Origin of the sequence: Microcoleus sp. T3_D1 (assembly GCF_036700405.1) — a bacterium.
GTDB lineage: Bacteria > Cyanobacteriota > Cyanobacteriia > Cyanobacteriales > Microcoleaceae > Microcoleus.
On record NZ_JAUBOV010000155.1, the window covers coordinates 1 to 6,730 of the forward strand.

4 protein-coding genes and 1 pseudogene are annotated in these 6,730 nt (G+C 49.4%); 3 read left to right on the forward strand and 2 right to left on the reverse strand.

Translation table 11 applies throughout. The annotated features are described in order from the left end of the window. Positions 1-214 precede the first annotated feature (214 nt). Both QT992_RS32715 and QT992_RS32720 read right to left on the reverse strand, forming a co-directional pair. Positions 215-2,182, reverse strand: a complete 1,968-nt coding sequence (locus QT992_RS32715; protein WP_333342938.1) for a calcium-binding protein — start codon at positions 2,180-2,182, stop codon at positions 215-217. Between the two features lie 463 nt (positions 2,183-2,645). Next, positions 2,646-3,779, reverse strand: coding sequence for a cob(I)yrinic acid a,c-diamide adenosyltransferase (locus QT992_RS32720; protein WP_333342939.1), 1,134 nt, complete (start codon positions 3,777-3,779; stop codon positions 2,646-2,648). A 227-nt stretch (positions 3,780-4,006) separates the two neighbouring features. On the opposite strand from QT992_RS32720, the gene fraC reads away from it, so the two are divergent. The 3 genes and pseudogenes from fraC to iscB form a co-directional block, all read left to right on the forward strand. Continuing rightward, positions 4,007-4,525 (forward strand): filament integrity protein FraC, encoded by a 519-nt coding sequence (gene fraC, locus QT992_RS32725; protein ID WP_333342940.1) that lies wholly within the window; start codon positions 4,007-4,009, stop codon positions 4,523-4,525. 5 nt (positions 4,526-4,530) lie between these two features. Continuing rightward, entirely contained in the window at positions 4,531-5,529 is a 999-nt protein-coding gene (locus QT992_RS32730) for a DUF5357 family protein (RefSeq protein ID WP_333315163.1), read from the forward strand. A gap of 560 nt (positions 5,530-6,089) precedes the next feature. Beyond that, positions 6,090-6,656: pseudogene (iscB, locus tag QT992_RS32735) on the forward strand (RNA-guided endonuclease IscB); the annotation flags it as partial. Positions 6,657-6,730 lie beyond the last annotated feature (74 nt).

Genomic DNA, 6,730 nt, shown 5'->3' on the forward strand with positions numbered 1-6,730 from the left:
GATTTTAAAGTCCCAAAAGCCTTTCGACCCCAATTATTTACTCGCGACCCCTTGACAGGTCAAGACAGTATCTACAGATTCTACTTTTCGGCCCAATTCCCAATGCCCACAAAAAAGCCGGGGATGGATATCCCCAGCTCGAAACATAGCACAATTAGTTTTGAGAGTTGGTAGGGCGATGTTTCAGAATCCACCCCACCCTCTTTTACCCAAATTAAATCAGGGTAATGTCAGCAGCCGTAATGCCCGGTCTGCCATTTAGAACTGCCAGCGTAACGCCTGGGTTAGAACCAGAAATACCGTCAGGGTCATATCCTAGTCGTCCGTCTGCATTTTGATAAAAGACGAACGGCTCTGACGCGCCCGCCCCGGCTGGAGCAAAACTGCTGTTGTACGCCCCACTCTCAAGCGCCAAGAACGCCTGCGAAGAAAGTCGATTCGTATTTGGCACTACCCTCAAGTTGGGGAAGCCGTTGGAGCCATTGATTTGGAAGATAAACTTGTCTTGGCCGACCGTAAAATCGCCGATTTGGTCTGTGTCGGTACCCACGGCGCCCTCGCCGAAGTTGTTGTAGTAGAAGCTGTCATTACCCGATCCGCCAATCAGCGTGTCAGCACCAGGCCCGCCGCCGAGAGAGTCGTTACCGTCGCCTCCGATCAAATAGTCCTTACCAAAGCCGCTCAGCATGGTGTCGTTTCCGGCGCCGGAATTTAAGGTATCGTCCCCGGCGAGGGAGTCGGCACTGGATGAGTCGCCGAACAGGATGTCATCTCCGTTACCAGTAGTGATGGAATCAGTGCCGTTGCCACCAGTAATAAAGTTGCTGCCTAAGGTATCGGTAATCAAGTTGGCGACTGTGCCGCTAAAGGTGACGCCGCTAGCGTAGGAGATGAAGTCGTTACCCTCCATGTTGCCAATTATGCGATCGCCCTGGGTGCCAAAGACGATGGTGTCACTTCCCACGCCACCGTTCATGAGGTTGGTGACGGTGAAGCTGCTGCCAGTAGTAGGATTGGTGTAGCCAATTAACCGATCGTTGCCCAGCCCGCCGTCGAGAGTAATCAAAGCAGTACCAGTACCAGCAAAAATGGCCTTGGTAGCATCGATAGTATCGTTGCCATCTCCACCGACTGCATTAGTAAAGATACCGCTCAGGCTGTCGTTGCCTTCACCGCCAATCATTGTATCCGTCACAAAAGCTGCAACGATCGTGTCGTTGCCCACTCCGCCGTCGAGCGAGTTGCGACCCGCGAAGCCTGGAAATGAACTCTGTGCGCCTACGCTCGAAAGTACATTCGGCACCGTGGATGACTGGATGAAGTCGTCGCCTGCACCTCCCAGCGCGGTATCCTGCGTAGCAAAAACCCTGATTGTGTCGTTGCCGTCCCCGCCCTCAAAGAAGTTTCTGCCGCCGCCAAAGTCGCCGATACCGCCTTCGAGAGAATCGTTGCCGCCACCGCCAATCAAGGTGGTTCTCTCAATGCCGATCGTGATGACGCCGCTAGCAAATGGGCTTGTCTGGGTACTGTTGGCAATGAATAAGGTGTCGTTGTCAAGATCGCCGGAGAGGTAGCTGTTGCTGGCCACACCTAGTAGGGTGTCGTTGCCTCTACCGCCAAAGAGACTGTCTCTTACATTGATACCTACAACCGAGTCGTCGCCCAAATCACCCCGCAAGAAGTTGCTCCCTTCATTGCCAGCGAAGCCTCCGGTTAGGGGAAGACCGAGGTTGTTGCCACCGCCTGCGATGAAGAAGCCGATCGCGTCATTGCCCTTGCCGCCGTAGAGGGAGTCTCTTCTCTGCGCCCCTCCCAGCAACGTATCTGCCCCCTCATTACCAAAAATGAGGTTAGCTTCGACAGTACCTTGGATCAAGTCTTCTCCCAGACCGCCGTACAGGCTAGCGCGGGCTTCAGCGACTATGGTGTCATTGCCTGTGTCCCCAAACAGCAAAGCCGGAGTCCGCTGGGATCTGATTGAATCTTCGTCCTCGCCGCCGTATATGGTATCGTTCGGGCCGACGGAAATCAGAGTATCGTTATCGGCTTGGCCAAATATTAAGCTGCCGCCCAGGGTGGAAGTTCTAACGAAATCCGTCCCCTCTGCGGCGAATACTGTATCCGGGCCCAGTCCCGGAAGGTTTAAATCTACTTGATTAGAATCGTCATTTAACGTTGTCATAAAGCTTCACTCCTCTACTTGTTGGTCATCGCTGGTGCGACTACAGACACTGCCTAGAACACCGAATGTTTGGATTCCGCTGTAGTTTAACCTGTTTGCCAGCCGCAAGTCTAGCCTACTGGCCTTAACCCTGTCTAGACTTTCTCCCTCGCGGATTTTTTGCTTGTAAGCTTTTATTTTCAAAGTCTTCACCCTTTAATAATCCTGGTGCACTGTCTCAGGTGCTCACGCTCTACAAGACGCGGCTCATATTCTTAATGTTCCATTCTGGATTGGCGGTCGGGGATCGCGTCCGGGGGAGGAAATTAAAGATTAAAAAAGGCTGATCTGGGTGATCGGGAAGACAAGGGAAATTGGGAGATTTGTTACTTGGTAACAAGGCTTTGTGGCAATTTCCGGTTTTCCAGGCAGGGCCGTCATTTAATAATTCTGACCCGGATTGAACCGAGTACCGCTCCGGGCTTTAAAAGTCTACGCCCCGCTTTAGTTCTACGCCCCGATCGCCGTAGTGTTTGTGACAGTATACCTCGGAGTGTACGCTTGCCAAGTCAAAGTAAGCGTGGGGTTTGTGGCAGCGCCCGGTGATAATAATTTCTGTATCCCGCGGCTTGCGTAGCAGGGCTTCGACGATCGGCTCTACCGGCAGCAGTTCTAAGTCTACTGTGGGATTGAGTTCGTCGAGAATAATCGTTTTGTACCAGCCGCTGGCGATCGCACATTTGGCGATTTCCCAGCCGCGTTCTGCTTCTATGCAGTCTAGCTCTTGCTGTTGCCCCCGCCAAACTATAGCATCTCGGCCGCACCGCTGGTGATCTACTAGCTGCGGGTAGCTTTGGCGCAAAGCTGCGATCGCCGCATCTTCTGTATAACCGGTGCCGCCTTTGAGCCATTGCACGATTAACACCCGGTGAGATTGGTCTTGACTGATACCCCTACCTATTGCCTGCAAAGCTTTGCCCAAAGCGCTCGTAGACTTGCCTTTCCCGGCTCCCGTGTATATTTCGATCCCCGAAATATGATGCTCTGCCGCTGCGGGGCGATAGTGGGGCTTCATTTCTGAGTGTAAGTCGGCAATCTCCAGCAAAGCTTCGGGGGCCGCTCGCCCTGTGGCGATGACTTCTAAATATTCTGGTTTGTTTTTGAGGGTTTGGACTACTTCGTCAACTGGCAGCAAACCCAAGTCCAATACCGGGTTTAGTTCGTCTAGTACCACGACGGAATAGAGCGAGCTTGCGATCGCTCCTTTGGCGATATCCCAGCCTCGCTGAGCTTCGGCGCGATCGAAGCGGGTGATTGCTTCGGCCCCAAAATATTCGGCACGGCCGGTTCGCACTTGGTCGATCAAGTGCGGAAATGCCCGTTGCAAGGCTTCTATTGCCCCGTCTTCGTCGTAGGAGCGGCCGGGGCCTTTGAGAAAGCGCAGCAACAAGACTCGCGTGGGCGAGTCAGAATTGATACCCAGCCCGATCGAGCGCAACACTACTCCCAAAGCTGCCTGAGACTTGCCTTTACCAGCGCCGTCGTAGACGTGAATCTGACCCGCGGCGCGTTCCGACCGGGATGAGGCTGTCCGAATACCAATGCCATTCCTTACCATAATCAGCAGTTATTTGAGTCTGTATCGGGGTGGGTATTCGATCGCGCGCCTTGAATGTTTAATTTTTCCATTCTGTTGGCGGATCTCAACAGATTATACGATAAGTCCTAACCCCCAATTTTTTAAGCAGCGATCTAAGGCAATCTGGTGCTCAAACCTCCGGTTAAGATTATTCCGTTTGTGCTGTACAATTAAAATTTAACACGGACTGATATACCTAAAGGCTTATGATTGCGAGTGTTTTCCCATTTCGGACTGTTTTGGTGCAAATTTTAATTATGTTTTTGGCGATCGCGATCGAATCGTGGTTTTTGCAAAAACTACTTAAACTCGGCCCCAAAACCAGCATTGAATATACAGCCATCCTCAATCTATCTTGCACTTTCGTAGGCTGGTTAGTTTTGTTCGGCATTGAAAGCGTTCTTAGCAAAGATTTGCGGGAACAGCTTATCGGTTATATCTTATTAGGCAGAGCGGATAATGTTTACGCTCCCATAACTATGATAGCCCTCTCAGTATTAGCAGTAACTTTTCTAGCTAAATGGCAGGGATTAGAATTCATAGAGAACATGGTTGTCGGCAATAAAAAAGCTTCCAAACCTCAGTTTTTAGGGCCGCCAACCCTCACCCGCCGTCCTGCCAAAAAAACTTTTCAAGTAACTACCCAGTTTGGGGGAATTTTAATCGCCCACACTGTTAGCAATCTCGTTATTTTAACCTTGTTGTTTTTGCAAAGCGTGTATTGAAATTTATGATGAAGCAATTTTTTGATGTTACTCAGCAACTCACTAAGCTGACGAACAACCTTTGGGAAACCAATAAAAAAATCCAAAAGGCGATGATTCCGCCTAAAGTTGTCCACTGGAAGACTCCTTTACTGCTCAGCATCTTTTTAGCTTTGCTGACAGTGGCCGCCGTAACTGACTGGCGGACGAGAACTCTGCTTTTTGATATGAGCTGGTTATTATTTACACTTTCAATGGGTTTGCTGACGAGTCAGCAACCTTTTGTGATTAAAGGAGTAAGTCTGAGTCCGTGGGTGACAAGCATCTTAATTGGCTTGTGGTTACTGATAAGATTGCCGTCGGATAGGAAGGAAATAGCATGGATATCCGGCCCACTTATAGCAGTAGCAGTTCTTGCTACAATAGAGATTTGGAATAGCGAGTCAAAACGGGAAGGTATCAGGTCGTTGGTGCGCCCTCAGTTTTTGATGATTACTCTAGTTCACCTGCTGTTTTCCTGTTGGTTTGCTTTTCACTTTTTAATTCAAGGTTGGATACAACAGTATCCGAGCGTTTTATCTCAGGATTTAAGGCAAAGCGATTATGTGGTGACATTTCAACGGCCAACTATTAACCGCTCCCGAGGAGTTGTCATCCTCAATGCAATGGAGGGATACCTGCGAAATGAAGCCCGCACAAAACCGTGGGCGCAAGTAGAGCAAATGTTAATAGATATTGACAACGAGCGATTTTTTCTGCGGAATCAAGCCTTAATAACAACTGGGATAGTCCCAGAAGATGCGAGCTGGGATGTCAAAACTTCGATCGTCCAAGGAGAGTCCCGCTATCAGTTAGATATGCAGGCCACTTGGCTGGGGCTGGTTTTTAGACCGGAAATATATTCGTTTACCAAATCTTGCGAGGTGTTCCAGATAGCCAATAGGGCGACTGTAACCTGCGATGCCATTAAACGCTCTCAACCCGGACAGAAAAAAGATGGAACGGCGGGGGACAGTCAAGTGTGATTCTGTCTCTGTTAACTAATTGCGATCGGTATAGGGGGAGAGTGGGAGAGTCTGAGAGTCTGAGAGTGGGAGAGTCTGAGAGTCTGAGATGGAAAAAATCCTCCTTCTTCCTTCTTCCTTCTTCCTTCTTCCTTCTTCCTTCTTCCTTCTTCCTTCTTCCCTCTTCCTTCTTCTCTCTTCCCTCTTCCTTCTTCTCTCTTCCCTCTTCCCTCTTCCCTCTTCCCTCTTCCCTCTTCCCTCTTCCCTCTTCCCTCTTCCTTCTTCCTTCTTCCTTACACTAAAGTATGGCGAAAGTTTTCAGCGGGTTAATAACTAGGTCAGTAACTCAGGGCTAAAGCCACTGAGCTTGCAAGAGAAATCGAGCAAGCTATGCTGACCAGCCTAAGATTCTTGAAATCTACGTTATTCAAGTCACGACACCAGGCGAATGCGAAGCTAGTTCCCTGCTCTGTCATCTGCAATTAAACAGTCTTAAAGTCACGCTCGGCAGTGTTGCAGGTTTAAAAAGCTTTTATAACATTGGCGAAGCTAACATTACACGCAAGTGGAGGGACGCAACAATGTCCAACTTTATTTTCGTACTCGATACAAACAAAAGACCACTAACACCTTGTAAGCCGTCAATGGCTCACAAGTTGTTAACTGCCCGTAAAGCGGCTGTTTTTAGAAGGTTCCCCTTCACAATTATTCTCAAAAAGGTGGTAACAGCAACTATTGAATCAATTAGTCTCAAGTTAGATCCAGGTTCTAAAACTACTGGCATCGCTTTACTAGAAGGTGAGAAAGTAATTTTTGGCGCTGAACTAACTCATCGAGGTCAAGCCATCAAAGCAAGTCTTGATTCCCGTCGCGCACTGCGTCGAGGAAGACGAAACCGTCATACTCGCTACCGCCAAGCAAGGTTTTTAAACCGTACCCGCCAAAAAGGTTGGTTAGCACCATCCTTGCAGCACCGGGTAGAAACCACCCTAACTTGGGTTAACAAATTACGCAGACTTGCACCAATCAGTTTGATCGTTCAAGAGCTTGTCAGATTTGACCTACAACAACTAGAAAATCCTGATATCTCCGGCGTTGAGTACCAACAAGGCGAACTACAAGGTTACGAAGTTCGTGAATATCTACTCAACGTGCGACCCGTTTCCGCGAAAACGGAAAGCCTAGCGGCTTAAAGTGTAGGCGGAGCAAGGAATCAGCCTTT

Coding starts and splice junctions, on each gene's coding strand:
- QT992_RS32715 (WP_333342938.1), bottom strand. CDS start 2,182: ATGACAACGTTAAATGACGATTCTAATCAAGTAGATTTAAACCTTCCG.
- QT992_RS32720 (WP_333342939.1), bottom strand. CDS start 3,779: ATGGTAAGGAATGGCATTGGTATTCGGACAGCCTCATCCCGGTCGGAA.
- fraC (WP_333342940.1), top strand. CDS start 4,007: ATGATTGCGAGTGTTTTCCCATTTCGGACTGTTTTGGTGCAAATTTTA.
- QT992_RS32730 (WP_333315163.1), top strand. CDS start 4,531: ATGATGAAGCAATTTTTTGATGTTACTCAGCAACTCACTAAGCTGACG.